We start from the raw sequence: 23,617 nt of genomic DNA, 5'->3' as shown, positions 1-23,617 counted from the left end.
TAGTGCGGCACGTGCACGGAGAAGCCGAGCGATTCGTGGCCGTGCTGGGCCAAGCGGTACTCCAGCAGCGAGGACGCGCTGCCGGGCACCTGCAGCTCACCCGGCCAGCGCTGGTGGTCGCCGATCAGCGCGCTGTCGGACGCGTGCGCGGTGACACTGAGCGGACGGGTGTGCGGGATGGCCATCGGAATCGCGCTCAGGCCGATGCTGCGGCGCACCCCGAGCTGTTCGGCGAGCAGCCGGACCGCCGTGGTGAACTTCTCCCAACGCAGATCCGGCTCCAGTCCGCTGAGCAGCAGGAACGGCGTGCCCGCGGTGTCGCGCAGCGCCCACAGGTTCAATTCCGGTTCGGCGTAATCGGAGAAGTGATCGTTCTTGAAGGTCATCAGCGGCCTGCGTGAGCGGTAGTCGAGCAGCTCGTCCACGTCGAACGAGGCGACCAACTCGCTCTCCAGGCTCTCGCGCAGGTGCGTGGTCGCCAGGCGCACGGCATGACCCGCGTCGGTGAACCCCTCGAGCCCGTGCACGAGAACCGGGCCCGAACCGTCGGCGGACGACAGCTGCGGAGCGGGAAACTCCAGCTCGTACATTCGCGACTCGTAATCCATCGCGTACTCCTTCCTGCACGTTCCTTCACCACGGTTACCCGGGCGGTCCTGCCGTACCCGGATGGCGTGGCGGGGAACCGGTGTCCATTGTCCCTCATCGCGGTGACACGCACCGAACGCGATCGGGACCGCGACCCTGGAGTTACCAACGTCGGCGTCGGACCGGGCATTCCCGCCGATTCCCCGGTAGGGGTGAATACCGGATCGGGGCCACGGTGTGCAAACCGCGGTGTCGCCCGCTCGGTGCGTGCGCCGGTCGGCGTGGCATCGCCGGGCGTGCGCGGGGGTGCGGCACAGTGGGCAGGTGATCATGGTGCGTCGCAATCGTCCCGCTCGAGGTCGTGGTAGGTCGTCGGTGCGGCTGATCCGCGCCCGCGTGCTGTCGGCCTGCCTGATGTCGGCCTGCGCGGCGGGCCTGACGGGATGCGGCGCCACCATCGACGGCGCGCCGGTGGCCGTCCAGCGCGCCACGATCGGTGAGCGCGTGGACGCACAGCTGGTCACTCTGTTGCCCGATCCGGCACAGTTCCCGGAGCGCTATCCGGCCGTGGTGCTGCCTCCGGACGCGGCCGCTCAGGCGGCGGGCGATCTCGACGGCGTCGCGCGCGGTGCCCAGGTGGATCCCGCGGACTGCGCGCCGCCGGAACAGCAGTACGGCCCCGACCACACCGCGGTGGCGGTCGGCACCTCCGAGGAGAATCGCGCGACGCTCACCGTCGAGTTGGTGCGCACCCGGATCCCGCTGTCTTCGCTGGCAGAGCAGCTGCGCCGGTGCGGGGAGATCCGCGTGACGGGGGTCGGTCCGACGACCACCGTCACCACGACCCCCGACGCGGCTCCGGCCGTCGACGCCGACGACTCGCTGTCGCTGCGCCGCGTCGTGGCACCCGATGTCGGCGGGGTGGGCCTCACGCAGCGGATGCGCACACACGTCGCCCAGGTCGGCGACGTGCGAGTGCTGGTCACCTATATGATCTTCGGCGAGGGGCCGCAGGACGACGCGGCGCTGGAAGAACTGTTCGCCACGGCCGTGGGCAAAGTGGCAGCCGCCTAGCAGGAGCTCTCGGCCGACCGGATATCCACAGCACCGGGGTTGTCCACAGACTCGGCGAAAGCCCAGGTCGCCGGGACAGGCGGGGCTCGGTGTGCGGGCATTCTCGCCGTCATGACCACCACACCACTCGATCCTTCCGGTGACGCCGGTTCGCCGACCGGCTCCTTGCCGCCGAACGCGGGGCGCGCGGTCCCGTGTGCCGGTGCGCCGAGGCCGACGGGCGCCTCCCGCGGTCCTGTTCCTTTCCCCGCGGGCGAGGCGCCCGCATCCCCGGACGTGACGGCAGATGCCCGGCCCGCGCGGGGAGGGGCCTTCCCGATGGAAGCGCCGTCGGTCGCGGGCGAGCCGGTTTCGGCGGCGAACGAGCCCGATGCCCGCGAGCGCCGCGAGCACGCCGATGGACTGCCCGCGACAGGTTCGGTCGCCGGAACCGGACCGGCCGTCTCCTCGGCGTCGCTCCGCCGCGGGGACCTCGCCACGCGCCGCTCCACCGACAGCGCCGATGCGGGCAATCCGGCGCTCCCGAGGTCGCGACCGCGGATCGGTGGGTCCGAGATCGGTGGTTCCGAGACGCAGGAACCGAGCACGACTCCCATAACGGGGCGACCGGGCGACGGGGTGGCTCGCAACCGCCCGGCTCCGATGCCCGCCGCGAACGGAAACCCCGCGCGCGGCCCACGTGCTGCCGGTCTGCGGGGCGGCGTCTGCGTGCGGCCCACGGTGGTGTCCTCGCGTCGGCCGCGATCGGAGGACGCCCCCGGTGTGGTGGCGGGTGGGTCCGGCGAGCCACGCGAGCCGGTGCGGCCGCCGTCCGGTGGTATGTCTCCGGCGGCGGATCATCCGGACGACCGACCCGGCGGGCTGCCCGACGAGGAGCGGCTCACACCTCCGACTCCGTGGTGGGCCGAGTCGCAGACCGGAGGCTCGGCGCCGGACCCGCTGGCCGGCGTAGCGTTGCCGCCGCCGGTCGACGTCACCACCGAATGCGCGGAGGCGGCGCCGCGCTTCGGGCCCGCCGATCACACCCGGCGGCTGCGGCTCGACGAGGTGGGGGAGTTGATCGCGGCGCTGCCCGCCCTGGTCGGCTTCTTCCCGCAACGCTCGCTCGTGGTCGCGGTTCTCGGGCCGCAGGCGAGGCTGGACGGGGTCGCCGAGATCCTCTCGGTGGTCAGGTTCGACCTCGAGCCGGACAAGGACAGGGCCGCCGCGGCCGCCGCGATGTACGCGAAGTGCACGGCGAACGTCGCCTCGTCCTCGCAGAGCCGGGACGTGCTCGTGGTGATGGTCGACGATCGGCTCATCACACCGGGCGGGCAGGGCGCCACCGTGGGCTTCTCCGCCGAGCGGCTGATGAGCCGGGTGGTTCGGCGCTTCGAACGCGAAGGACTGCGTATCGACGGGGCGTGGGCGACCCCGGGCATTGCGGCCGGGATGCCCTGGTGGACGCTGCTGGGTTCGCCTCGCCTGGACCGGATGCCCGATCCCTCGGCGTCGGCGGTGGCGGTCGCGAACGTGCTGGAGGGCAGGCCGATCCTGCCCTCCCGTGGCGAACTGGTCGCCTTGCTCGCGCCCGACGAAACGCTGCGCGAGCAGGTAGCCGAGCGGATCGGCGCGGTCGCCGGCCGGGCACGGTCGGGATTCGTCCGGGCGTTGCGCCGTGGCGATGTACTCGGATACCGCAGGCGCTCGCTGGAATTCGTGCTGACGCAGATCGCCGCGATGGAGTCGGGGGCGATCCTCGACGTGGAGGAAGTGGCCGCCGGGATCGTCACACTGCGCGAACGAGCGGTTCGCGACGCGCTGTTCGGGCTGGCCGTCGGCGACCACGCGGACGCGGCGGAACGACTGTGGATTCAGCTGGCCCGCGCCTGCACCGGCCCCGACCGCGCCGATCCGGCCACCTTGGTGGCCTACAGCGCCTATGTGCGCGGCGACGGCCCCTTCGCGGGCATCGCGATCGAGGCGGCGCTGCACGCCGATCCGACGCACTCGCTGGCCGTGCTGCTCGACACCGCACTGCGGGCCGGAATGCGGCCGAGTCACCTGCGCAGACTGGCGCGCAGCGGTTACGACACGGCCGCCTGCCTCGGCGTCGATCTGGGACCCATGACCAGATGAGCGCCCCGGCGGGTCAGCGGGCGCTGTGCGCGCGGGAACCCAGGGAACGCAGGAAGTCCCAGGCGTCGGAGACGATCTCGTCGAGATCGGTGTGCTGGGGCTTCCAGCCGAGCTCGGTGATCGCGCGCTCGCTGGAGGCGATGAGCACCGCCGGATCGCCGGCTCGGCGCGGTGCGTCCTGTGCGGCAATCGGCAGGCCGGTGACCCGTTCGCACGCCGAAATGACCTCGCGCACCGAGAAGCCCGTGCCGCTGCCCAGGTTGTAGATGCGATGCGAGCCGGGCTCGGAGCTGGTCAGGGCCAGCTGATGCGCCTCGGCCAGATCACGGATGTGGATGTAGTCGCGGATCGCGGTGCCGTCGGGAGTCGGCCAGTCGGTGCCGAACACCGAGATGGCGGGACGGTGGCCGAGGGCCACCTGCAGCACCAAGGGGATGAGATGGGTTTCCACCACCCGGTTCTCGCCGAGACCGGCGTAGGCGCCGGCGACATTGAAATAGCGCAGGCTGGTCGCGGCCAGCCCGTGCGCGACGGCGTAGGAGGTGATGGCGTGGTCGATCGCGAGTTTCGTCGCACCGTAAGGATTCGTGGGGCGAGTGGGGGCGTCCTCGGTGATCGGTACCTGCTCGGGCTCGCCGTACACCGCGGCGGTCGAGGAGAACACCAGGCGCGGAGTACCGGTGCGGCGAATCGTCTCGAGCAGCGACAGGGTGGTCACCACATTGCCGTGCCAGTACTGCTCGGGGCGCTGCACCGACTCACCGACCAGCGATTGCGCCGCGAAATGCAGCACGCCGTCGAACGTTTCGGCGTCGAGCAGATCGGCGGCCGCTTCGGCCACATCACCTTCGACGAAGCGCGCGGCCGCGGGCACGCCGTCGGCGTTCCCGGTCGACAGGTCGTCGACGACCACGACCTCGTGGCCGCTCTCCAGCAGTACCTGGGCGCAGACGCCGCCGACGTATCCGGCGCCACCCGTCACGAGAAGTTTCATGTATCAGGCCAGCTTCACCTGGACGGCGTGCGCCATCTCGTCGGACAGTTCGAACTCGCTGTGACCGGGCACGGTGATGATCACCGCGCCGGGCTTGGACTCCACGGTCACCCTGGCGTCGGGAACCACACCCGCCTCACGCAGCCGGCCGATCACTTCCGGGTCGTTCTGGATGTGCTCGGCGAGCCGGCGGACGACCACCGCCTGGCCGAGGCCGTGCGGCAGATCGGAGAGCCGGATCAGCTGCTCGTCGTGGTTGTGGGGCGCGGCGATGCCGAGTTCGTCGAGACCGGGGATCGGGTTTCCGTACGGGGATGTGGTGGGGTGGTTGAGCACCTCGACGAGGCGGCGTTCGACGTCCTCGCTCATCACATGTTCCCAGCGGCAGGCCTCGGCGTGGACGTTCTGCCAGTCCAGGCCGATGATGTCGACCAGCAAGCGCTCGGCGAGGCGGTGCTTGCGCATCACCGCGACCGCCATGCTGCGGCCCTTGTCGGTCAGCTCCAGATGCCGGTCGCCGGCCACGAGCAGGAGCCCGTCGCGCTCCATCCGCGCCACGGTCTGGCTGACGGTCGGACCGCTCTGCTCGAGGCGCTCGGCAATGCGCGCCCGCAGCGGCACGACGCCTTCCTCCTCGAGGTCGTAGATGGTACGGAGATACATCTCCGTGGTGTCGACCAGATCCTTCACCAGTTACCCCTTCGTCTACGCGAATTCTACCCAGGCACGGCGGTACACACGGTTACCGGTTCATTCGAACACGCCGCAACGGGACCTCGTCGGCACACGGCCTGCCGGGGGCGTGCGCTCACGCCATATTTCTACTGCATGACAACGGCGAACGGGGTCCGTGCCTTCCCGCGTACCGTTGCGACCATGGCCACTGCATCCTCGGCGCCGCCGCCCGGGCCCACCGCACCGACAGACGCGGGCACAGTCGTCTGGTCGGACCGGTTCCTGGACTACACATGGACGCCGCAGCACCCCATGAAGCCGGCGCGTCTGAAGCTGACCATGGCGCTGGCCCGCAGCCTGGGGCTGCTCGACGGCGTGGAGACCCTCGCGCCCGCCGAGTGCGGGCGGCAGGAACTGTTGCGCATCCACACCGCCGACTACATCGAAGCCGTGCAGCACGCGGTCCAGCCGCCGGGGGAGCCCGTCTCGCCGCCCTACGGGCTCGGTTCGGCGGACAACCCGGTGTTTCCCGGCATGCACGAGGCGGCCTCGGTCATCGTGGGCGGCACACTGGCTGCCGCCAGGGAGATCGCCGAGGGACGCACCCGCCGCGCGGTGAGCATCGGCGGTGGCATGCATCACGCGATGCCGTCCTCGGCGGCGGGCTTCTGCATCTACAACGATGCTGCGGTGGCCATCTCGTGGTTGCTCGATCACGGATACGACCGCATCGCCTACATCGACATCGACGTCCACCACGGTGACGGTGTACAGCGCGCGTTCTACACCGATCCGCGCGTGCTGACGATTTCCATCCACCAGCATCCGGCCACCCTGTGGCCCAACACCGGCTGGCCCGACGAGGCGGGGCTCGGCGCGGCCGAGGGCACCGCCGTCAACTTGGCACTGCTGCCCGGCACCAGGGACGCGCAGTGGCTGCGCGGGTTCCATGCGGTCGTGCCCGGCGCGATCGCGGCGTTCCGTCCGCAGATCATCGTCAGCCAGTGTGGCGTGGACACCCATCGGGAGGACCCGCTGGCCGATCTCGAACTGACTGTGGACGGCCAGCGCGCGGCGATCCTGGCGATGCGCGAATTGGCCGACCGCTATGCCGAGGGCCGCTGGCTGGCACTCGGCGGCGGTGGATACGGGCTCGTGCGGGTGGTGCCGCGCGCGTGGACGCACATGCTGGCCGCGGCGCTGGGCCGGGATGTGGAGCCGGCGACGCCGATTCCGGACGCCTGGACCGAACTGGTGCGCGCCGCCGCGCCCGCGGTCGAGCCGCCTGCCACGATGGGCGACGGTGGGGACGGGGGATTCCGTCCGTGGGACGGTCCGGGCGGCACCGTCGAGACCGGCGACCCGCGGTTCGACCGTGCACAGCGTTCGGTGGACTCGGCCGTACTCGCCACGCGCCGGGCGAGTTTCGGCCTCCTCGGACTGGACCCGGAGGATCCCCGTGACTGACCGCACCCTCGGTACCACCATCGAAGAACAGGCGCCCACGCCGCCACAACACTGGTTCGCCGATGTCCTGGCCTCCGACGGCCGCGTCGTCCGGCTGCGGCCGATCGTCCCCGAGGACGCCGAGGGCATGCAGGCATTCCACACCGCCCTGTCCGACCGCACCCGCTACCTGCGTTATTTCGGCCCGTATCCGCGCATTTCGCCGAAGGACCTGCACCGGACCACCCACGTCGACTACCGGGACCGGGTGGGGCTGGTGGCCGAACTGGGCGACGCGATCATCGCGGTCGGACGCTACGAACTCATCGATCGGCCGGGGCCGCGCGCTGCCGAGGTGGCATTCGTGGTCGCCGACGCGCATCAGGGCCGCGGTCTGGGCTCGATCCTGCTCGAGCACCTGGCAGGTGCGGCGGCCGAGAACCGGATCCAGACCTTCGTCGCCGAGGTACTCGCCGAGAACATCGCCATGGTCACCGTCTTCCGGGAGGCCGGCTACCAGGTCGAACGCAGCCGGGACGGCACCGTCCTGCATCTCGAGTTCGCCATCGACCCGACCGAGGCGCTGGTCTCGGTGCGCGATGCGCGCGAGCGGGCCTCCGAGGCGCGCAGCGTCGGCAATCTGCTCGCACCGAAGTCGATCGCGGTGATCGGCGCGACGCCGGGTACCGGGCGGGTCGGCGGCGCGGTGCTGGCCAACCTGCTGTCGGCCACTTTTCAGGGGCCGGTGTACCCGGTGAACCCGAACCGCAGGTCGGTGCGGGGTGTCCGGGCCTACGCCACGGTGCGCGAGATCCCCGACGAGGTGGATCTCGCGGTGGTCGCGGTGCCCGCCGGTGAGATCGACTCGGTGCTCGACGACTGTCTGGCCAAGGGAGTGAAGGGACTGGTGGTGCTGACCGCCGGGTTCGCCGAGACCGGTCCCGACGGTATGGCGGCCGAACGTGAACTCGTGGCCGCCGCGCGCGGGCACGGCATGCGAGTGGTCGGGCCGAGCGCGCTGGGCATCGCCAACAACGATCCGGAGGTCGCGATGAACGCGACGCTGGCCACGGTGCTGCCCGCGCGTGGGCGCATCGGCTTCTTCTGCCAGTCCGGGCCGCTGGGCGCGGCCATTCTCGGTGAGGCCGCGGCGCGGAATCTGGGGTTGTCGACGTTCGTCTCGGCGGGCAATCGCGCCGATGTGTCCGGCAACGATCTGTTGCAGTACTGGGACACCGATGCGGCCACCGATGTGGTGCTGCTGTATCTGGAGAGCTTCGGCAATCCACGCAAGTTCTCCCGGATCGCACGTCGGGTCGCGCGCACCAAGCCCATCGTCGCGGTGAGCAGCGGCCGTTCGGTGCGCACCAGGCCCGGCGGTGACATCGACCGGTCCATCGTGCGTGATCTGTTCGCCCAGGCCGGCATCGTGCAGGTCGATTCCATCTCCGAATTGTTCGACTGCGCGGCGATGCTCGGCTATCAACCGCTGCCCCGTGGCCCACGCCTGGCGGTGATCTCCAACAGCACGGCGTTGAGCTGGCTGGCTGTCGATGCCGCACGGGGCGAGGGACTCGAGGTCGCCGAGCCGGTGAACGTGGGACCGCACGCCACCCCTGGCGCCTACCTCGACGCGGTGGCCGAGGCGTTGCAGGACGATGCCTGCGACGCGCTGATCGTGGTGTTCGCACCGCCGGTGCCCGTCCCGATGGCCGGTTTCGCCGAGGCCATCCGGTCGGCCTCGGCGGCGGTGCCGGAGGCGGGCAAGCCGATCCTCACGACGTTCATCGCCGAACAGGGCCTGCCGAACCTGCTGTCGGTCCGGGGCCGCAACGGCATGGCGGTGCGCGGGTCGATCCCCTCCTATCCCGATCCCGAACGCGCCGCCCGCGCACTGGCCCGGGTGCACCGCTACGCCCGGTGGCGCGACCGTCCCGTCTCGACCGTGGTCCGGCCGGACGGGATCGACGCCGAGCGCGCCGCGGCTCTGGTGACGAAGTGGATGGCCGAATCGGGCGGGCGCAGGCTCACCGATCTCGAGGTCGTGGAACTGCTGGACTGCTACGGCATTCGGATCGTCGAGTTCCGTGAGGTGCGCGACGCCGACGAGGCGGTGGCCGCGGCCGAGGAACTCGGCTATCCGGTGGCGGCCAAGGCGACCGGTGAAATATGGCGCAAGCGCGCCGATCTCAGCGGTGTGCGGCTCGACCTGTGGCGTCCGGAGGCGGTGCGTCAGGCCTATCTCGATCTGGTCCGGATGTGCGGGGATCCGGTGCTGCACATCCAGCGGATGGCGACCAAGGGCGTCGGCTGCATCCTGCGGGTGCAGGACGATCCGTCGTTCGGGTCGGTGATCGAATTCGGATTGTCCGGGCTCATCATCGAAATGCTGGGCGACCGGGCCTATCGCGCGCTGCCGCTCACCGAGTCCGAGGCCGCCGCGTTGATCGATGCGCCGCGCGCCGCGCCGCTGCTGTCCGGCACTCCGGCCAGCCCGCGCGTGGACAAGGCGGCGCTGGTCGAACTGGCGCAACGTATTTCGGCACTCTTCGACGACCTGCCCGAAATGCGCGAACTCGCCTTCGATCCGGTGCTGGCATCGCCGAGCTCGGCTTCGATCCTCTACGCGCGCGGGCGGATCGGGCCCGAGCCGAGCCGTTTCGACGAGGGACCGCGCAGACTGGCGTAACGGCTCGATCGGGTTCGCCCCGCGTTAACAGCGCTGGGGCACAACTCGATTTACGGTAGGACTCGACGCGTGCCCGCTGCGGGCGCGCGCTCCCGCCAGGAAGGTCGTACCTATGAATGCCCGCCGCCTCGCCGGAATGATCGCGCTCGCCTGTCTCACCGTGGCAGGGTGCTCGGTGAACATCGGCTCGAGCACGCCCACGGTGAAGGAGGCCGACCTGGAGCGCTCCGTTGCCCAGACACTGGCCGACCAGGTCGGGCAGGAGCCCGACGAAGTCGACTGCCCCGACGACCTGGAGGGCGAGGTCGGTGCCGTCCTGGAGTGCACCCTGACCGCGGACGGCGTCACCCACAACCTGACCGTCACCGTCACCTCCGTCGAGGACGACAAGGTCAACTACGACGTCGAGGTCGACGCGGCCTGATCGGCGGGGCTGCCGATCAGCGTCGGCGACGTACAAGCGAATGCCTGGCCGCTCCTGTGGAGCGGCCAGGCATTCGCGGTTCGGTATCGGTGCTGCCGCGGGTCAGCTGGCGTAGGCGCGCAGCCGGTCGGCCCGCTCGCCCTTGCGCAGCTTGGCCATGACCTCACGCTCGATCTGACGCACCCGTTCGCGCGAGAGACCGAACAGCTTGCCGATCTGGTCGAGGGTGCGCGGCTGGCCGTCGTCGAGGCCGAAGCGCAACCGGATGACCTGCTGCTCACGCTCGTCGAGGGTGGCGAGCACGCTGCGCACGTCGTGGTGCAGCAGGCCGGCGATCACCGCGGACTCGGCCGAGGTGGCCTCGGAATCCTCGATGAAGTCGCCGAGCGGAGCCTCTTCGTCGTTGCCGACCGGCATATCCAGGCTCACCGGATCGCGGCTGTGGTCGAGCAGGTCGGCGATCTTCTCCACCGGAATGCCCGATTCGGCGGCCAGTTCGGCGTCGGTGGCCTCCCGGCCCAGCTGCTGGTGAAGTTCCCGCTTGATCCGCGCGAGCTTGTTGACCTGCTCGACGAGATGGACCGGGAGTCGGATCGTCCGGCTCTGATCGGCCATGCCGCGAGTGATCGCCTGGCGGATCCACCAGGTCGCATAGGTCGAGAACTTGAAGCCCTTGGCGTAGTCGAACTTCTCCATCGCCCTGATCAGGCCGAGGTTGCCCTCCTGGATCAGGTCGAGCAGCGGCATGCCGCGGCCGGTGTAACGCTTGGCGAGGGAGACTACGAGCCGCAGGTTGGCTTCGAGCAGATGCGAGCGGGCCGCCTGGCCGTCGCGCACGAGGAAGGCGAGATCCTTCTTCTTCGCGGCCGAAAGGCGCTTACCCGTCTCCAGCAGGTGCTGAGCATAGAGGCCCGCCTCGATGCGCTTGGCCAGCTCGACCTCGTCGGCAGCCGTCAGCAGCGCGGTGCGGCCGATCCCGTTGAGGTACACGCGTACCAGGTCGGCGGCAGGGCTCTGGGCGTCGAGGTCGGAATCGCTGGGGCGCACACGAGTGGTGGCGGGGCTTGTCATGACTTGCCTCCTGTCGGTGGTGTCTCATCCGATCAACGGACCCGACAAGGAGAAAGTTCCCCGCTCCCGGTGTGATAAACAGCTCTGAGCTGCGTGTTTGCGCAGATCATCTGAGAAGTTCCTGAGAACGGTCCTTCGGGAACGCATGCCGGAGTCCGGTACCTACGCCGACGTCCGCGGGCCGCGACAGGCTCGGGCACACGCCCCGGATTTCAGGAGACCGGGCGGATGAGACCGTGCCGCACGAGGCCGCTGACCACGGACAACGCATCGGCCGCGAACTCCGCGGACACCTCCTCCGAACCGCCGGCGAGGGCGAGGAGTTCGACCAGGTCGTACAACGGCAGGCCGTCCGGCCGCATTCCCGCGACCAGGGAGACAGTGGCCTCGTCCACCTCGTGCTGCCAGCGCGGGCCGTCGCCGCGGTGCAGCCGGGCGACTCGTTCGTGCCAGCCTTGCTCACCCGGCAGGCTGACCCGCTCCAGCGCGGTGTTCGGGTCGATCGCGAAGCGCGCGGACCAGGCCACGTCCGGGTCGGCGGCGACCGCGCGCAGCCAGGCCGACCGCTCGAAGTAGCGGATGGCCTCGTCGCCCAGCGGGTCGTCGAATCCGTGGGTGAGGTCTTCGGCGAGCAGTTCGGTGGGGCCGTCGATGGCGCGCAGGTAGACGAAACCGAAGCCGATGCCCTCGACATCGGCGGCGGTGAAGGCATCGAGCCACTGCTCGGCGCGGGCCTGTGCGGCCGGATCGCGCGGATCGAGGCCCGCGTCGCGCAGCCAGGTGCCGACATAGAGGGCGGGATCGGCGACATCGCGCTGCACGATCCAGGCGTCGACACCGTGATCGGGCAGCCAGGACGCGACCCGCGAACGCCAGTCCTCCCCGTCGGCGTGCACCCAGGCCGACAACATCGCCGCGGTGCCGCCCGTCGCGAGCAGGTCCGCCGCCCGGGAGATCACCAGTTCGCTGGCGCCGTCGAGGGCCAGTCCCGAGTCGCGGTAGGTGTGCTCGACGCGGGCGGGACCGACGACGAACGGCGGATTGGCGACCACCTGATCGAATCGGCGGCCGGCGACCGGTTCGAACCACGATCCGCGCAGCAGCTCGATGTCGAGCCCGTTGAGCGCCGCGGTGGCCTCGGCCAGCCACAGCGCGCGCGGATTCACGTCGGTGCCGGTGACCGTGCCCGCGTAGGAGGCGGCGTGCACCGCCTGTACACCGCAGCCCGTGCCCAGGTCGAGCACCGATCCCACCGGTCGAGTAGGGGTGGCGCGCAGCAGCGACAGCGAGGCGTGGCCGACGCCGAGCACATGATCCTCGGTCAGGGTGCGCCTGCGCATCGAATCATCCAGGTCGGACAGGACCCAGCGGTTGCCCGCCCCGGCGTCCAGCGGCCGCAGATCCAGCGCGGCCACGATTTCGTCGCCGTCACGCGCGAGCAGCCCGGCGGCCACTGCGCGATCGAGGTCGAGCGGGGCCAGCGCGGCGGCGACCTCGCGCGCTGGTAGGGCATCGCCGAGCAACAGCAACCTGATGACGGTGCCGAGTTCACCGGCCTCGCGGGCCGCGCGGCGAACCGGCACCGGCTCGGAGCGCCCGAGCGCGGCGTGCACCTCGGGGCCGAGCACCTCCAGCAGCGTGTCGGCGTCGTAGCCCACCCGGGTCAGCGCGGAGCGCAGGTCCGGGCACAGAGCGGTGAGTGGGGAACCGGTGATCGTTCGGTCGGTGTGCACAGCGCCAACTCTGCCACCGGCGCGCCGGCACAGCGGGAAGGGGCCGGTGCGACGCTCAGATACCGTCCGGGTCGCGAGCGGTCACGCAGTAGGCCACGCCCGCCGGGTCGTGCAGCACGATCCAGTGCTCGAAGCGGGCGACCACCCGGGCGCCGAGAGATTCGTGCCACGTTGCGGTCGCCTCGATGTCGCCGGAGGACAGGTCGATGTGCGCGCCGGTCGGGCGGTCCTCGTCGAGCCGCTGCACCAGCAGGGCCAGCGGCATGGGGGTGGTGGCGCGCAGGCGGGAGAATTCCGCCCGCCTGCCCGCGGTGTGTTCCCAACCGGTCAGCTCGCGCCAGAAGGCGCTTTCCGCGGGGTGATCGCTCGTGCCGATGTCGAGGCAGATCTGGTCCAGCCGGGAGCGGGTGCCGTCGGGGGCGTCGAACGCGACGGCGGGCCTGCCGGTCCCGGGCGCGGCGGGGGTGAGGCAGAACAGCAGCCCACCGGGTGAGCGCAGGACGGTGTAGTCGCGGTGCTCGCTGACGAGGGAGGCGCCGAGGTCCAGGGCTGTGCGTTGCGTGGCCGGGATGTCATCGACGTCGAGGTCCAGGTGGGTGCCACCGGGGCCGCCGACGGCCTGCATCTTGATCGACGCGCTCGCGCCGCGGGCCCCATCGGGCAGCAGGGTGAGGAATTCGGCGTGCTCACCACGCCGGGGCGAGGGCGTGGTGCCGGTGATCGTGGACCAGAAGCGCGCACAGGACTCGAAACGATCCACGGGGCGATCGATGAACGCCCAGGCCCAACGGATCATGCGTGTCGTCCGCCCTCAGCCGTCGATGGCGTTGTGCGAGCGGCCCTCGAGCGCCCTCTGCGGCCGGTCCCAGCGGCTCGGCTCGTCGTGGCGGCGCGGCGGGCGGTCGTTGGCGATGAGCACCGCCACCCAGGGCAGCGGAATGGAGGCGCCGATGATCAGCATCGAGATCAGTGCGCTACCCCACATGCTGTACGCGACCGCGGCCAGGATCAGCGCGGGAATGCGGATCGCCATCAGGATCGTGTAGCGGCGCACGCGCGCCCGATGCTGGTCGTCCAGTGACGGGGCGGCCTCGGTGATGAGCGCGGCACGGCGGTGTTCGTTGCCCGGAAAGTCGCCTTTCGGGAAGTACCCCTTGGAGCGGGAGGAGTCCTTGGACCGGGAGGAGTCCGCCGGGGTTTCGCGACGATCGCCGCGGCCGCCGTCGGCGTCAGGGGCGTCGCCGTGCTGCTGCATACCTACGAGTCTTGCACTCCGGCGTTCCGGGCGCATACCCCGAGGTGGGATCGCTGCGCACAGGGCCGTTCGCGGCGCCGTGCCGCGACGGCGCTGTGCCGGGCGCCCGGCCATGCGGCATCATGGAAGCCGTGAGTACCGATACCCTGGTTCGCCCGGATACGACCACCGACGAGACGACGGGCGACGATGTCCCCAAGTTCTTCCACTACGTGAAGAAGAACAAGATCGCCGAGAGCGCTGTCATGGGCACCATGGTGGTGGCCCTGTGCGGTGAGGTCTTCCCGGTGACCCGCTCGCCGAAGCCCGGCTCCCCGGTCTGCCCCGACTGCAAGAAGGTCTACGAGACCCTGCGCAAGGGCGAATGACACCTGCGCGGGCCCCTCAGCCCGCGCTGTGCAGCCTCGTCGGCTCGTCGCCCGACGTGGCGGCGGGTATTTCGGCCGGCGTCCTCGCGGTGATCACCGCCGAAGGCCGGCCGTTCGACGCGTTCGGCGCGTTGTCGTCCGGGTCGCCGTCGGCATGTCCGTCACCGTCGTCGCGGACCGGCCCCACGGTGTCCGTGTCGCCCGGTGTCCCGGTGTCACTCGGAATCCCCCAGCCGCGTTCGTCCTGTGTCGGTCCGCTGTCTCCGCGCACCTGATTGCTGAGCCACTCCTTCATCTGCTCCAGACGGGTGGCGCGCGCAGGCCAGAACTCCTGGACGGTGGCGTTGAATTCCGCGCCGAGCACCACCGCGAAGCCCAGGAAGAACGTGAACAGCAGGAAGGCGATGGGGGTGGCCAGCGCGCCGTAGCTGACGCCCGTCCCGGTGATCCAGGACAGATAGCGTCGCAGAATCTCGCTGGCGGTCATGAAGAACACGCCCGCCACCAGCGCGCCGCCGAAGAGGCGGTGCCACGGCAGCGACTTGTGCAGCGCCGACTTGTACAACGTGGTGAGTCCCACGATCAGCAACAGGCCGACCGCCGGATAGTAGAACGAGTCGATCAGCCGGAGTCCCGGCTCGCGCCACGCCCCGGGCAGGATCCGCCCGATCAGCTGGGGACCCAGCGCCACCAGCGGCAGGATGAACACCGAGGCGATCAGGAACTGCACGTACAGCAGCAGCGCGTACACCCGCTGCCACACCGGATGTCTGGCGTCCTGCTGGTCGTGGGCCTCCACGATGGCGTCGACGAATGTCGCCATCGCCGACGAGCCAGCCCACAGCGACAGCACGAAGCCGAACGAGACCACCGCGCCGCGGCCCTGCCCGAGCACATCGGTCACAGTCGGCTGGATGAGTTCGGTCACCACCGATTCGCTGAACAACTCCCGGCTGAAGGTCAGGATCTTCGATTCGACGATTTCGACGGTGTCGGGCCCGAACCAGCCGCCCACATAGCCGAGGCTGCCGAGCAGTCCCAGCAGCAGCGGGGCGAGCGAGAGCGTTTGCCAGAACGCCGCTGTCGCCGCCTTGGCGAAGATCGAATCGCCCCATGCCCTGATCGCCACCCGGATCGCGACCCGCCGCGTCTGCCTGCCCGCATGCCGTAGTCGTGCCCCGACGCGTCCGGCTCCCGGGGTGGGTGCGCCCGCGCCGCCGCCGTGGACCTCGGGGGTCGCGGCGGTGGCGTCCGACAGCGGGCTGTGGTCGTTCATGGTGCTTACAGCATCCCGCACTCGGCGCCGCGCCGCCGGGCCACGGCGGTGCCGTGTCGGTGGAAGGCCCGCCGTCCGCGCCCCTTTGTGACCCTCGTCGCAGCCCCCGAAGAATCGCTGTGACGCCGCCGAGTCGGTTTGGCGAGTCGCCGCCACGGGCCGCTACTGTCGTTGGCGTGACAGGTTCGGAAGGTAGCGCGGCGAGGAATTCGGGTGGCGGCTCCCTCCGCGCATGGCAGCGACGAGCCCTGACCAAGTACCTGGCCTCCAAGCCCCGCGACTTCCTCGCGGTGGCCACCCCCGGGGCCGGTAAGACCACCTTCGCGCTGCGGGTCGCCGCGGAATTGCTGGCAGATCGCACGGTGGACCAGATCACCGTGGTGGCACCCACCGAGCATCTCAAGCACCAGTGGGCGGCCTCGGCGGCGCGCAGCGGAATCCAGCTCGACTCGCGCTTCTCCAACTCCACCGGCGGCACCTCCGGCGACTATCACGGTGTCGTGGTCACCTACGCCCAGGTCGCCGCCCACCCCGCCCGGCACCGGGTCCGTACCGAGAACCGCCGCACCCTGGTGATCCTCGACGAGATCCATCACGCGGGCGACGCCAAGAGCTGGGGCGACGCGACCGCCGAAGCGTTCGGCGACGCGACCCGCAGACTCGCGCTGACCGGTACTCCGTTCCGCTCCGACGACAGCCAGATCCCGTTCGTCACCTACGAGCCGGACGAGTCCGGCTTCCCGAAATCGCGCGCCGACCACACCTACGGCTACTCCGAGGCCCTGGCCGACGGCGTCGTGCGGCCGGTGGTCTTCCTCGCCTACTCCGGTGACGCGCACTGGCGTGACAGCGCCGGCGAGGAGCATTCCGCCCGCCTGGGTGAGCCGCTGAGCCCCGAACAGACCGCGCGAGCATGGCGCACCGCCCTCGACCCGGCGGGCGACTGGATCTCGGCGGTTCTGCGCGCCGCCGACATCCGGCTGCGGCAGAAGCGCGAGTCCGGCATGCCCGACGCGGGCGGTCTGGTGATCGCCACCGACCAGGAACGCGCCCGCGACTATGCCGAACTGCTCGAGCACATCAGCGGTAGCAGGCCCACCCTCGTGCTGTCCGACGACCCGAGTTCGTCCAAGCGCATCGCCGAGTTCAGCGGCAACACCTCACCGTGGATGGTCGCGGTGCGGATGGTGTCCGAGGGCGTCGACGTGCCGCGCCTGGCCGTCGGTGTCTACGCCACCAGCGCGGCGACGCCGCTGTACTTCGCGCAGGCGATCGGCCGGTTTGTGCGCGCCAGGCGGCCGGGCGAGACGGCGAGTGTGTTCCTGCCTTCGGTGCCGGTGCTGCTCGACCTGGCCGCGCAGCTGGAATTGCAGCGCGACCACGTCATCGGCAAACCGCACCGGGAGAAGAACGGTCTCGACGACGAACTGCTCATCGATGCCGCGAAGCAGAAGGACGAGCCGGGCGAGGAGGAACGCAAGTTCGTCGCCTTGGCCGCCGATGCCGAACTCGACCAGGTGATCTACGACGGTGACTCGTTCGGCACAGCCACCTTCGCGGGCAGCGACGAGGAAGCCGACTACCTCGGCATCCCCGGCCTGCTCGACGCCGACCAGATGCGTGCGCTGCTACGCGACCGCCAGTCCAAGCAGGTAGCAGAACGCTCGGCCCTGTCGGCGTCGCAACCGGCGGCAGGCCCCGCCGTGGCCGCGGCCACCGAGCGCGTCGCCACCGCCGACCGGCTGAGTGAGCTGCGGCGCGAGCTCAACAGCCTGGTCGCCATGCACCATCACCGCACCGGCAAACCGCACGGGGTGATCCACGGCGAACTGCGCCGCGAATGCGGTGGCCCGCCAACGGCGCTTGCCTCCGCCGACCAGCTACACGAACGGATCGCGGCCCTGCGCCGTCGGTGATCACCCACCAGCACGGCAGCCGAGTGCAGCGCGAGCCACGGGGGATGCCGTACCGGGTCGTCGCCGAAAGCTCGTGACGCAGATGAATACCTGGGCCGACGCTGCTCAGCTCACAGGCCAGGCGGTCAGCGCGCAGTCGATGGCGGCGTCGAGTTCTTCCAACGCCGCGCCGTCCCTGGCTTGCACGGACAGGCCGAAGAGCACGGTGGCGTAGAAACGCGCCAGCGCGGCGGTGTCGGTCCCGGCGGGCAGATCCCCTTCGCGGACACCGCGTTCCAGTCGCTGCCGGATGTCCTCGTTCGTCTGTCTGCGTTTGTCCGCGAGGAAGTCGCGCACTGCGGTATTGCGTGTCGTGTAGGCCGATCCGGCGAGCACGACCATGCAGCCGCGAGGTACGTCCGCGCGAGTGTAGACGCGGGCGTTGTCGCGCAGCATCGTCTCGACGGCGGCGCGCGCGGTTCGCTCCTCTCGCAGGGCCTGGGCGGTGCAACCGCCGAAGGTGCTCCTGTACAGCTCGATCGCCGCGCGGAACAGGGCCTCCTTGTCGCCGAAGGCGGCATACAGGCTGGGGGAGTTGATGCCCATCGCGGCGGTCAGATCGCTCATCGACGTGGCCTCGTAGCCGTGCTCCCAGAACACCTCCATGGCCCGCTGCAACGCCTCGGTCCGGTCGAATGCGCGGGGGCGTCCACGGTTGGCCACGCCGGACTCCTTTCTGTATCGATCACTAAAGATATCTCTTGACGGGCGGTTCGGGAGGGAGTCGAATAGTTATGTATCGATCGACACAGAAAGGGGAGAGAGTCTGCCATGGCGGGTATCACCGGCAAGAAGGCGCTGGTCACTGGAGGTAGTCGAGGAATCGGCGCACAGATCGCCCGGCAGTTGGCCGCCGACGGCGCCGACGTCGCGGTGACCTATCGCACCGGAGAGACCGCCGCCGCCGCGGTGGTCGGCGACATCCGCGCGCTCGACAGGCGCGCGGTAGCGATCCGCGCAGACAGCGCAGACGCCACCGCGGTGATCGCGGCCGTGCACCGGGCAGCCGACGAACTCGGCGGCCTCGACATTCTGGTCAACAACGCGGGCATCTTCCCGAGCAAGCCCTTCGAGGAGTTCACCCTCGACGAGGTGGACGAGGCGTTGAACGTGCACGCGCGTGCCGCCTTCGTGGCCGCTCAGGCCGCGCTCACACATATGGGTGCGGGTGGGCGCATCATCAGCATCGGCACCAATCTCACCGACCACGCGCCCTTCGGCGGGCTGACGCTCTACAACCTCAGCAAGTCCGCCCTCAACGGCTTCTCCAGGGCACTCGCCCGTGAACTGGGACCGCGCGGTATCACCGTCAACCTGGTGCAGCCCGGCTCGACCGATACCGACATGAACCCCGCAGACAGCGCGCGCGCGTCCGCGCAGATCGATCGCACCGCACTGGGCCGGTTCGGTTCCGCCGCCGATATCGCCGCCGTGGTGGGGTTTCTCGCCGGTGATTCGGGCCGCGGCATCACCGGCGCCGTGCTCACCGTCGACGGCGGCGCCAACGCCTGAACGGCCGGTCGATCACCGCGCCGCGTCGAAGTAACCGGACGGGTCGATCGCGTGCAGCGGGATCCATCGCGGTGGCGGGGCGTCCGTGTTCCCCTCGGTGTGGACCGCGTCGAAGTAGCCGCGCAGTTCCAATGCCAGCCGGGGGTTCTCGTCAACGCGGCGGGCGAGGGCGTACAGCGCGGCGAACACGTGCAGGCAGTGCGCTGTGCGTGCGGAGCAGGAACAGTCGATGCTGGTCAGGACGGGCGCGGGGGTGACCCCCGCGTCGAGCAGAGCGCGATGCACATCGTCGGTGAGGTGTGCGGGATCGGCCACGATCCCGGCGATCGTCGCGACGGCCGTGCGCGGCATCGGCTCGACCTCGAGATGGGCGACCGACGCCTGACCGCCGCGATGGATGTGGGCACGCACGATCCTGCCCTCGATCTCGAGGCCGACCCCGTGGTTGCGCGCGATGCTGCGGGCGCGCGGCAGCAGCGGTTCGGGCCGGCTGCGGTGCAGCGGCTCGGCCAGGCGCACCCAGTCCATGCCCCATGCCGTGTAGCCGAATTCGTTGTCCGCCATCAGTTCCCCCGCTTGCGCCGCAGAATTTCGATCAGTTGCTCGTCGTCGAGCTTCGCCAGTGCCGCCAGGGCGGACGCGCCGGACAGGTCCGTCGATACCGACTTGCGGTCGTGCATGCTCGCGATGTGTTCCTCCACGGTGGTGTTCGAGGTCAGCGTGGTGACGGTGACCGTGCGGGTCTGACCGATCCGGTGTACCCGGTCGGAGGCCTGCGCCTCCACCGCCGGATTCCACCAGCGGTCGTAGTGGACGACATCGGCCGCCCGGGTCAGCGTCAGGCCGGTACCTGCCGCGCGCAGGCTCAGCACCAGTACCGGCGGGCCGTCCACGGACTGGAAGTCCGCGACGATTCGCGCGCGTTCGGCCTGGTGCAGGCCGCCGTGGAAGAACGGCGCCTCGACACCGAACCGTTCGGCCAGATGCCGGACGAGGAGTTCCCCGGTCTGCCGGTACTGCGTGAAGATCAGGGTAGGCGAGCCGGTATCCAGATTGGTGGCCACGATATCGGTGCACAGGTCGAATTTGCCGCTGCGCCCGCCGAGTTCGCCGAGGTCGCCGGTGATCAGGCCGGGATGGTTGCAGACCTGCTTCAGTGTCGTCAGCGCGGCCAGCACGCGGGTCTGTCGTTGCGCGCCGTCGCCGAACCCGTCGTCCACGGCGCGGGCCAGCAGATCGTCGTAGAGCCGTTGCTGCTCGTCGGTGAGATCGCAGCGCAGGTCGATCCGGATCTTGGCGGGCAGCGCGGCCGCCACCTGACGTTTCGTCCTGGCCAGCAGGACCGGCTCGAGGGCGGCGCGCAGGCGGGCCTGCGCGCTCGTCGATCCCTCTTCGATGGGACGCACGAAGCGGCGGCGGAACTGGGTACGGTGTGCGAACAGTCGCGGTGCGACCAGATGCAGCAGCGCCCACAGCTCGTCGAGCCGGTTCTCCACGGGTGTGCCGGTGAGGGCGACCCGCCCATCGGCGGTCAGCGACCGGGCGGCCTCGGCGACCCGGGTGCGCGGATTCTTCAGTGTCTGCGCCTCGTCGAAGATCACACTGCGCCAGCGGAACTCGGCCAGCCGGGCACCGTGCAGACGCAACATCGGGTAACCGGCCACCACGACCCCGCCCGGCTCCCCGTCGATCTCGCCGCCGCGCCACGCGCGCGGCCGAAGCCCCGGGGCGAACCGTTCGATCTCGTGCACCCAGTTGCCCACCAGCGAGGTCGGGCAGACCACCAGCTGCGGTCCGTCCGCGCGCCCGAGCAGGAAACCGATGGCCTGCAGCGTTTTTCCCAATCCCATCTCGTCGGCCAGGATCGCGCCGCCGTGGGCATCGACGGTCTCGCGCAGCCAGCTCACCCCACGTGCCTGGTAGCCGCGCAGATCCGCGCGCAGGGCGCCGGCGAGTTCGGTGGCCACGGACTCGGTCGCGGTCAGCGCCCGTATGGCCGTGGTGGCCGCGAGAACCGATTCGCCGAGCGCATCGGGGATCGCGTGGGCGGCCAAGGGCAGCGCGGGTGCGGAACCGCGCAGCGCGCTCTGCCAGGCCAGCGCGGACGGGGCGGCCGCGGCGGCCGCGAGTCCGGCGAGATCGGCGGGGGCGATCAGCGTGCAGTCGACCTCGGTCACCGCGAGCCGGTCGCCTGCCGGAACGACCAGCGGGATGCGTTCCGCGGCGCCGATTTCGCCGGGCGCCGCTCCGGGCTCGCGCCCCGACCAGGTCCACAGGGCGAACAGATGCCGGTCGGGCAGGTAGGTGGCCTGGCTCTCCGCAGGTGCATCGGCGGCAGGGGCGGTGGGCACGGTGGCCTCGATAGTGGGCAGAACTACCTCCGGGCGTCGCGTTCGATGGTGCGCTGAGATAACGTACACCGTACGGACTTTGTTCCCGGAGCGCGGGCGCGGGACGATCGGGCTCCGATGGCGACTGGGTAGCGTTTGCGGAGAACCGTGCCCGGCTCCGGGCCCGGCCCTGTTCGCGGCGTTGCCGCCCTTCGGACCACGAGGAGGAATGTGCCCGAGGACGACCCCGGTGCGGCCCGGCGTTTGCTCACCCTGCTGTGGCGGCACTCGCTGCCCGGCAAACCCGTTGCACGCGGTCCCAAACCCGCGGTCAGCGTCGACGAGGTGGTCGCGGCGGCCATCGCTCTCGCCGACCGCGCGGGCTACGAGAAAGTCTCCATCCGCGCTATCGCCGCCGAACTCGGCCTGCGCCCGATGAGCGTGTACACCTACGTGCCCAGCAAGGAAGCGCTCACCGTGCTGATGGTCGACGCCGTCGCCGAGCGGGACCGGCGCATCGATCCCACCGCTGCCGTGCGGGATCGGATGGCCGCGATCGCCGACGGAGTCCGCGCCGAAATACTTGCCCACCCCTGGTTGCTGGAGGTGCCGCCGTGGCGGTTGGTGCTCGGCCCCGGCCGGATGCGGCGCTACGAGCGTCAGCTGGCGGCGATCGACGGGATCGGTCTCTCCGATGTCGAGATGGACCGCGTGATCGCAGTGCTCACCGATTTCGCCACCGGCAACGCCCGGTTGGCGGTCGCCGCGACCAGGGAGACCGGCGAGGTCAGCGACGCGCAGTGGTGGGAGCAGGTGGGGCCGGAGCTCGCGCGGGTGATGCCTGTCGCGGAATTCCCGCTGGCCTCCCGGGTGGGCGAAGTGGTCGGCGAGATCTATCAGGCGCCGTCCGATCCGGATGGGGCCTATGCCTTCGGGCTGGCCAAGCTCATCGACGGCATCCTGGCCGACCTGCCGCGCTAGCGGGGCGATTGCGGCAAGGGCCGAAACACCGGCAGCGGGCGACCGAGGGGGCCGCCCGCTGCCGGGGAAGACGATGTTCTGTTGTTCGATGCTGTTGTGTCAGGACGTGAGAACGTCGGAACGGGAAATCATCGCGACGCCGGGGTCAGGGGGCGGGAGCCGATTCCGTGTCGATGACGGCCTCGAGCTCACGCAGCCGATCCATGTGCTCGTTCGCGTGATGCTGGCAGAAGAGCAACTCTCCACCGGCCGGCAGAACTGCGCGCACACGGGCGGCAGCCCCGCAACGGTCGCAACGATCGACCGCGGTCAGTGGGGTGCTAGTCAGGGTTCCTGGCATGACTCCTCCGTCCTGGCTCCCGGCACTACAGTCCGTTCACCTGGTGTGGGGCTCGTGGTCACTCACCACGAGCTCGCTACCGCTACTTCCCAGCAGTGGTATGACTACTCTGTCAGACGTTTGCGTCGCGGGCTTTGTTCCCGTAGGGATTTCAGTGTGTTTTCTCTAACACGACCTGGGCTTTCGCCCAGAGCGAACACACTCGGCCCCTGACCGAAACACCCTCGATCACCCCGTGATTGACGTCTGTCCAGTTGGTCTGATTGGAGACTACCCGTGCGCTACGACACTCACACTCTGGTTCACATCTGCAGTTCCGAGGAGTGGACGCGGGCGCGCGCCGCGGGGGAGTACCGCCCGCCGTCGCTGGCCGCCTCCGGATTCGTTCACCTGTCCGCCCCCGCCCAGGCACATCTGCCCGCCAACCGGCTGTTCGGCGGCCGCCGCGACCTGATCCTGCTGCACATCGACACCCGTCGCGTCGCCGCGCCGATCCGCTGGGAGCCGGGCGTGCCCGGCGACCCCGACGACATGCTCTTCCCGCACCTCTACGGCCCGCTGCCGGTGGAAGCGGTCACCGCGGTGACGGATTTCCGGCCCGGCCCGGACGGGACGTTCGCCGCACTCGCCGACGCCGACCCCGCCGGACCCGGCTGCTGAGTCGACGGCGCGCTGCCGCGTGGTACGCGGGATGGTTGCCGCCCCGGTGCTCAGGATTTGCCGCGCCGCCGGACGTCGTCGGTGGTCGGCCAGTACTGCGTACCCGACGTCTGTGCCGTCGCGACCGG

At 70.3% G+C, this 23,617-nt stretch carries 22 protein-coding genes; 10 read left to right on the top strand and 12 right to left on the bottom strand.

Features of this window, described 5'->3' with window-relative positions; translation table 11 throughout:
- The coding region (locus ON26_RS17560) for a proteasome assembly chaperone family protein (RefSeq protein ID WP_040797262.1) at positions 1 to 608 on the bottom strand (608 nt) is incomplete at its 3' end.
- Positions 609 to 918: 310 nt separating this feature from the next.
- Here ON26_RS17560 and ON26_RS17555 point away from each other — a divergent pair.
- The gene (locus tag ON26_RS17555) at positions 919 to 1,662 is read left to right on the top strand and encodes a hypothetical protein (protein ID WP_040797268.1); all 744 of its coding nucleotides are present in this window, start codon (positions 919 to 921) and stop codon (positions 1,660 to 1,662) included.
- Between the two features lie 819 nt (positions 1,663 to 2,481).
- On the top strand, positions 2,482 to 3,780 hold the full coding sequence (locus ON26_RS33440; protein WP_157171927.1) for a DUF4192 domain-containing protein: 1,299 nt from the start codon (positions 2,482 to 2,484) through the stop codon (positions 3,778 to 3,780).
- A gap of 13 nt (positions 3,781 to 3,793) precedes the next feature.
- Here ON26_RS33440 and galE read toward each other — a convergent pair whose 3' ends face one another.
- Positions 3,794 to 4,774, bottom strand: coding sequence for a UDP-glucose 4-epimerase GalE (gene galE / locus ON26_RS17545; RefSeq protein WP_040797261.1), 981 nt, complete (start codon positions 4,772 to 4,774; stop codon positions 3,794 to 3,796).
- A 3-nt stretch (positions 4,775 to 4,777) separates the two neighbouring features.
- Complete coding sequence (locus ON26_RS17540; protein ID WP_040797260.1) at positions 4,778 to 5,464, bottom strand: iron-dependent transcriptional repressor DtxR; 687 nt, start codon at positions 5,462 to 5,464, stop codon at positions 4,778 to 4,780.
- Positions 5,465 to 5,650: 186 nt separating this feature from the next.
- Between ON26_RS17540 and ON26_RS17535 the strand changes: the two genes are divergently transcribed.
- The 3 genes from ON26_RS17535 (at position 5,651) to ON26_RS17525 (ending at position 10,008) form a co-directional block, all read left to right on the top strand.
- The gene (locus ON26_RS17535) at positions 5,651 to 6,916 is read left to right on the top strand and encodes an acetoin utilization protein AcuC (protein ID WP_040797259.1); all 1,266 of its coding nucleotides are present in this window, start codon (positions 5,651 to 5,653) and stop codon (positions 6,914 to 6,916) included.
- A complete protein-coding gene (locus ON26_RS17530; protein WP_040797258.1) occupies positions 6,909 to 9,584 on the top strand; it encodes a bifunctional acetate--CoA ligase family protein/GNAT family N-acetyltransferase in 2,676 nt (891 codons plus the stop codon). The genes ON26_RS17535 and ON26_RS17530 overlap by 8 nt, the downstream gene beginning before the upstream one ends.
- A 112-nt stretch (positions 9,585 to 9,696) precedes the next feature.
- Positions 9,697 to 10,008, top strand: a complete 312-nt coding sequence (locus tag ON26_RS17525; protein WP_040797257.1) for a DUF4333 domain-containing protein — start codon at positions 9,697 to 9,699, stop codon at positions 10,006 to 10,008.
- 102 nt (positions 10,009 to 10,110) lie between these two features.
- On the opposite strand, the gene ON26_RS17520 is transcribed toward ON26_RS17525, so the two are convergent.
- The 4 genes from ON26_RS17520 to ON26_RS17505 form a co-directional block, all read right to left on the bottom strand.
- The gene (locus tag ON26_RS17520; protein ID WP_040797256.1) at positions 10,111 to 11,079 is read right to left on the bottom strand and encodes a sigma-70 family RNA polymerase sigma factor; all 969 of its coding nucleotides are present in this window, start codon (positions 11,077 to 11,079) and stop codon (positions 10,111 to 10,113) included.
- 212 nt (positions 11,080 to 11,291) lie between these two features.
- Positions 11,292 to 12,812: a DUF7782 domain-containing protein gene (locus ON26_RS17515; RefSeq protein ID WP_174375409.1), complete on the bottom strand. Its 1,521-nt coding sequence runs from the start codon at positions 12,810 to 12,812 to the stop codon at positions 11,292 to 11,294.
- A gap of 55 nt (positions 12,813 to 12,867) precedes the next feature.
- Positions 12,868 to 13,608 carry a VOC family protein gene (locus tag ON26_RS17510; protein WP_040797255.1) on the bottom strand — a complete coding sequence of 247 codons (741 nt, stop codon included), beginning with the start codon at positions 13,606 to 13,608 and terminating at the stop codon, positions 12,868 to 12,870.
- Between the two features lie 15 nt (positions 13,609 to 13,623).
- On the bottom strand, positions 13,624 to 14,067 hold the full coding sequence (locus tag ON26_RS17505) for a DUF3099 domain-containing protein (RefSeq protein WP_040797254.1): 444 nt from the start codon (positions 14,065 to 14,067) through the stop codon (positions 13,624 to 13,626).
- 131 nt (positions 14,068 to 14,198) lie between these two features.
- On the opposite strand from ON26_RS17505, the gene ON26_RS17500 reads away from it, so the two are divergent.
- Complete coding sequence (locus tag ON26_RS17500) at positions 14,199 to 14,435, top strand: DUF3039 domain-containing protein (protein WP_085999033.1); 237 nt, start codon at positions 14,199 to 14,201, stop codon at positions 14,433 to 14,435.
- A 16-nt stretch (positions 14,436 to 14,451) separates the two neighbouring features.
- On the opposite strand, the gene ON26_RS17495 is transcribed toward ON26_RS17500, so the two are convergent.
- Positions 14,452 to 15,711: a YihY/virulence factor BrkB family protein gene (locus ON26_RS17495; protein WP_083884167.1), complete on the bottom strand. Its 1,260-nt coding sequence runs from the start codon at positions 15,709 to 15,711 to the stop codon at positions 14,452 to 14,454.
- Between the two features lie 176 nt (positions 15,712 to 15,887).
- Here ON26_RS17495 and ON26_RS17490 point away from each other — a divergent pair, with 176 nt between their 5' ends.
- Entirely contained in the window at positions 15,888 to 17,627 is a 1,740-nt protein-coding gene (locus ON26_RS17490; protein ID WP_040797252.1) for a DEAD/DEAH box helicase, read from the top strand.
- A gap of 105 nt (positions 17,628 to 17,732) precedes the next feature.
- On the opposite strand, the gene ON26_RS17485 is transcribed toward ON26_RS17490, so the two are convergent.
- Positions 17,733 to 18,329, bottom strand: coding sequence for a TetR/AcrR family transcriptional regulator (locus tag ON26_RS17485; RefSeq protein WP_040797251.1), 597 nt, complete (start codon positions 18,327 to 18,329; stop codon positions 17,733 to 17,735).
- A 108-nt stretch (positions 18,330 to 18,437) separates the two neighbouring features.
- Between ON26_RS17485 and ON26_RS17480 the strand changes: the two genes are divergently transcribed.
- Positions 18,438 to 19,178 (top strand): SDR family NAD(P)-dependent oxidoreductase, encoded by a 741-nt coding sequence (locus tag ON26_RS17480; protein WP_040797250.1) that lies wholly within the window; start codon positions 18,438 to 18,440, stop codon positions 19,176 to 19,178.
- Between the two features lie 12 nt (positions 19,179 to 19,190).
- Here ON26_RS17480 and ON26_RS17475 read toward each other — a convergent pair whose 3' ends face one another.
- Positions 19,191 to 19,742, bottom strand: coding sequence for an SWIM zinc finger-containing protein (locus ON26_RS17475; RefSeq protein ID WP_040797249.1), 552 nt, complete (start codon positions 19,740 to 19,742; stop codon positions 19,191 to 19,193).
- On the bottom strand, positions 19,742 to 21,463 hold the full coding sequence (locus ON26_RS17470) for a DEAD/DEAH box helicase (RefSeq protein WP_040797264.1): 1,722 nt from the start codon (positions 21,461 to 21,463) through the stop codon (positions 19,742 to 19,744). The genes ON26_RS17475 and ON26_RS17470 overlap by 1 nt, the downstream gene beginning before the upstream one ends.
- A gap of 276 nt (positions 21,464 to 21,739) precedes the next feature.
- Between ON26_RS17470 and ON26_RS17465 the strand changes: the two genes are divergently transcribed.
- Entirely contained in the window at positions 21,740 to 22,489 is a 750-nt protein-coding gene (locus ON26_RS17465) for a TetR/AcrR family transcriptional regulator (RefSeq protein ID WP_083884166.1), read from the top strand.
- Positions 22,490 to 22,634: 145 nt separating this feature from the next.
- On the opposite strand, the gene ON26_RS34615 is transcribed toward ON26_RS17465, so the two are convergent.
- Positions 22,635 to 22,829 (bottom strand): DUF7455 domain-containing protein, encoded by a 195-nt coding sequence (locus tag ON26_RS34615; RefSeq protein ID WP_040797248.1) that lies wholly within the window; start codon positions 22,827 to 22,829, stop codon positions 22,635 to 22,637.
- 276 nt (positions 22,830 to 23,105) lie between these two features.
- Between ON26_RS34615 and ON26_RS17455 the strand changes: the two genes are divergently transcribed.
- Positions 23,106 to 23,489 carry a DUF952 domain-containing protein gene (locus ON26_RS17455; RefSeq protein WP_040797247.1) on the top strand — a complete coding sequence of 128 codons (384 nt, stop codon included), beginning with the start codon at positions 23,106 to 23,108 and terminating at the stop codon, positions 23,487 to 23,489.
- The last annotated feature ends 128 nt before the right edge of the window (positions 23,490 to 23,617 follow it).

This window comes from Nocardia higoensis NBRC 100133 (assembly GCF_000308595.1).
In the GTDB taxonomy this organism is placed as follows: Bacteria; Actinomycetota; Actinomycetes; order Mycobacteriales; family Mycobacteriaceae; genus Nocardia; species Nocardia higoensis.
This window is presented reverse-complemented; position numbering and strand designations above follow the sequence as displayed.

What these genes read in the sequence shown, in the direction of transcription:
- ON26_RS17555 (WP_040797268.1), top strand. Translation starts at nt 919, where the DNA reads ATGGTGCGTCGCAATCGTCCCGCTCGAGGTCGTGGTAGGTCGTCGGTG.
- ON26_RS33440 (WP_157171927.1), top strand. Translation starts at nt 2,482, where the DNA reads ATGTCTCCGGCGGCGGATCATCCGGACGACCGACCCGGCGGGCTGCCC.
- galE (WP_040797261.1), bottom strand. Translation starts at nt 4,774, where the DNA reads ATGAAACTTCTCGTGACGGGTGGCGCCGGATACGTCGGCGGCGTCTGC.
- ON26_RS17535 (WP_040797259.1), top strand. Translation starts at nt 5,651, where the DNA reads ATGGCCACTGCATCCTCGGCGCCGCCGCCCGGGCCCACCGCACCGACA.
- ON26_RS17525 (WP_040797257.1), top strand. Translation starts at nt 9,697, where the DNA reads ATGAATGCCCGCCGCCTCGCCGGAATGATCGCGCTCGCCTGTCTCACC.
- ON26_RS17520 (WP_040797256.1), bottom strand. Translation starts at nt 11,079, where the DNA reads ATGACAAGCCCCGCCACCACTCGTGTGCGCCCCAGCGATTCCGACCTC.
- ON26_RS17510 (WP_040797255.1), bottom strand. Translation starts at nt 13,608, where the DNA reads ATGATCCGTTGGGCCTGGGCGTTCATCGATCGCCCCGTGGATCGTTTC.
- ON26_RS17505 (WP_040797254.1), bottom strand. Translation starts at nt 14,067, where the DNA reads ATGCAGCAGCACGGCGACGCCCCTGACGCCGACGGCGGCCGCGGCGAT.
- ON26_RS17495 (WP_083884167.1), bottom strand. Translation starts at nt 15,711, where the DNA reads ATGAACGACCACAGCCCGCTGTCGGACGCCACCGCCGCGACCCCCGAG.
- ON26_RS17480 (WP_040797250.1), top strand. Translation starts at nt 18,438, where the DNA reads ATGGCGGGTATCACCGGCAAGAAGGCGCTGGTCACTGGAGGTAGTCGA.
- ON26_RS17475 (WP_040797249.1), bottom strand. Translation starts at nt 19,742, where the DNA reads ATGGCGGACAACGAATTCGGCTACACGGCATGGGGCATGGACTGGGTG.
- ON26_RS34615 (WP_040797248.1), bottom strand. Translation starts at nt 22,829, where the DNA reads ATGCCAGGAACCCTGACTAGCACCCCACTGACCGCGGTCGATCGTTGC.